Source organism: Brevibacterium sp. FAM 24630 (assembly GCF_049804075.1).
Taxonomy (GTDB): Bacteria; Actinomycetota; Actinomycetes; order Actinomycetales; family Brevibacteriaceae; genus Brevibacterium.
In genome coordinates this window covers 1-2,370 of record NZ_JBNBZD010000046.1, presented here as the reverse complement: position 1 = coordinate 2,370, position 2,370 = coordinate 1, and the positions used below count along the sequence as shown (strand labels likewise).

The following is a 2,370-nucleotide window of genomic DNA, read 5'->3' as shown; positions in this document are numbered from 1 at the left end:
GAGTGCCGGTGTAGGCGATGAGCACGCACCAACCGTTGAAGTAGGTGCCGTCGAGCATGATCTGGTCATGGATCTCGCCTGTCAGGACCACCCTGGGGGTTACGTTCCAGCACCATTGAATCTTTCGCGTGAAAGTGCGAGTGCTGGAAGCGAAATCGCCTCGTGGCTGCGTGCTGGTCAACCATGCGATGAAGCTGGTGAAGTCGGCCTTCTTCGCCGAATCGGTGCGCTTCTGAATCGCTGAACAGCCGCAGTGTTTGCACCGCCACCTGGTGCGTCCGGCACCGGTTTTGCCATTCTTGACGAGCTTGTTTGCACATACACCACAGACAGGGTGATTTCTGGGATTGGGCACTGAACATGGTTGCAGAGCATGTTCAATCCAGTCTTGCCCTACTGGCTACTGGGCAAGCAGGCTATCCTGTACACACATTTTGGCCTATAACCCTCTTCCACCGGGTCGGCGGGCCACGCCTGTCGCTTCGAGACTGGGCTCCATTTGGATATTCCTCGACGCGCCCACATTCGTCCTGGAACCGCGGTCCCACGACCCTGCTGGTGTAATTGGGAGATGACTTCGTTCGCACCCGCGTTCGCATTCGCGCCGAAAGCCACCGGTCCCGGCTCACGTTGATCACCGCAGATAGGAAGGATGTCCATGCTGAAGACTCCGGAAGACGTCGTCACCGGATGGGAAGACGCGTGGAACCGAGCCGATGCCGATGATCTGGCTGATCTGTTCGCTGAAGACGCCGAGTTCGTCAACGTGGTGGGCCTCTGGTGGCACGACCGAGCGAACATCCGCGACGCACACGCATTCGGCTTCGCCCACATCTTCCCGAACTCACGGATCAGCATGGACGAACCGAGAACTCGCCTCGTCGGCACCGATGCAGCAGTCGTCCAAGCCGGATGGCACCTCACGGGCCAGGTCACACCCGCTGGAGAGCCGGCCGGTGACCGCCGCGGAGTATTCACCTTCGTGCTCGAACGCAGCAAGGACGGGTGGATCGCCGTCACGGCGCAGAACACAGATATCGAACCCAGCGCACAGACGCACATCAATCTGCCCGAAGGTCGCAGCGCGATCCACTACAAGAAGCGAACCTCCGACTGACCGGACCCGAAGGAAAGAGCCATGACACTGCATCCCGGACTCGAGGTCGTCTCGGGTCTTCTCGGAACCTGGCGTGGTGAAGGCCACGGCGAGTATCCGACGATCGAACCATTCGACTACGCAGAAGAAGCGACGTTCACCGACGTCGGCAAACCGTTCCTCCACTATGTGCAGAAGACCTGGTCACCAGCCGGAGCGCCGATGCACACAGAGACCGGCTACCTGCGGATCGTCGACGCTTCACAGGTGGAATTCGTGCTTGCCCAGCCGACCGGACAAACCGAACTCGCCGAAGGCCCGCTGACCGTGACGGCCGATGGCTTCACCTGCGAGCTGCGTTCCCAGGTCAACTGCTCGAGTTCGGCAAAGCACGTCGAGTCGACCACGCGGCGAATCGTACTGTCCGCAGACGCCCTCACGACCAGCTTCGCCATGGCCGCCGTAGGCGTGCCCATGAGACACCATCTGGCCTCGCAGATGCACAGGATCGGCTGAGCCTGCGCGACTCAGCCGATCTTGCGTGTATTCAGTTCTCCGTGGTCGAGTGCGAATCGGCCTGCGCCAGTTCGCTTGAAGTCGGCGACCCGGGCAGCCGCGCGAGATAGTGCATCGTTCCGTTGATCTTCTCGGCCTCGCGTGGGTGTCTGTGCCGCAGCACCGACCAACCGGTGGCAGCCAGACGGCTGGCTTCATTGGGTTGACCGGCTTTGCCCAACGCCCGCAGGCTCTTCGCCAATACGGCAGTCAGTGAAGCGACCAACTCGTCAGCGTCTGCTGCCGTCAAATCTGCCTGCATGCGGTCACGCAGTCGGTTCGGTCCGACCGATGCGCACCTGCCAGCGTTCCGGGCCCTCCTCGATCGCGTCCCAGGTGAACTTCCCAGCCTGTTCGGCGGCGAATTGGTAATACAGAGGCTTCGGGTCATGGTCGTTGACGAGTACGAATGCATCGCCGACCGCAAGGTTGTTGTACGTCTCGAAGATCAGCTCGTGACGGCGTGCAGGAACCTCAGCTCGCACATCCAGTTCGATCTCCTTGCTCATGGCAGTTCCTTACCTTTCTTATATGTGGATTGGGAGCAGTGGTAAGTTTCCGACCACTCCGGGGATGCGGGGCATGGCTGTCAGGTGTTACCCGCTTGATGCATGGTCGAAGGAGATTGGCCACCTCGCATCCCGCAACGGCTCGACCGCTGATTGAGAAACGCGACACGATCGCTGTGTAAGGACACGACGGCGTGGCTGTTGAACACG

At 60.5% G+C, this 2,370-nt stretch carries 4 protein-coding genes and 1 pseudogene; 2 read left to right on the top strand and 3 right to left on the bottom strand.

All coding sequences use genetic code 11. The annotated features are described in order from the left end of the window. Window positions 1-253 precede the first annotated feature (253 nt). Window positions 254-355 (bottom strand): annotated as a pseudogene (locus ACPUD7_RS17565) (transposase-like zinc-binding domain-containing protein); the annotation flags it as partial. A 303-nt stretch (window positions 356-658) separates the two neighbouring features. On the opposite strand from ACPUD7_RS17565, the gene ACPUD7_RS17560 reads away from it, so the two are divergent. Further along, entirely contained in the window at window positions 659-1,117 is a 459-nt protein-coding gene (locus ACPUD7_RS17560; RefSeq protein WP_205683346.1) for a YybH family protein, read from the top strand. A gap of 21 nt (window positions 1,118-1,138) precedes the next feature. Further along, a complete protein-coding gene (locus tag ACPUD7_RS17555; protein WP_425120628.1) occupies window positions 1,139-1,612 on the top strand; it encodes an FABP family protein in 474 nt (157 codons plus the stop codon). A 31-nt stretch (window positions 1,613-1,643) separates the two neighbouring features. Here ACPUD7_RS17555 and ACPUD7_RS17550 read toward each other — a convergent pair whose 3' ends face one another. Further along, the gene (locus tag ACPUD7_RS17550; protein WP_135540002.1) at window positions 1,644-1,877 is read right to left on the bottom strand and encodes a hypothetical protein; all 234 of its coding nucleotides are present in this window, start codon (window positions 1,875-1,877) and stop codon (window positions 1,644-1,646) included. 40 nt (window positions 1,878-1,917) lie between these two features. After that, complete coding sequence (locus ACPUD7_RS17545) at window positions 1,918-2,160, bottom strand: DUF2249 domain-containing protein (protein WP_135540000.1); 243 nt, start codon at window positions 2,158-2,160, stop codon at window positions 1,918-1,920. Window positions 2,161-2,370: the final 210 nt, after the last annotated feature.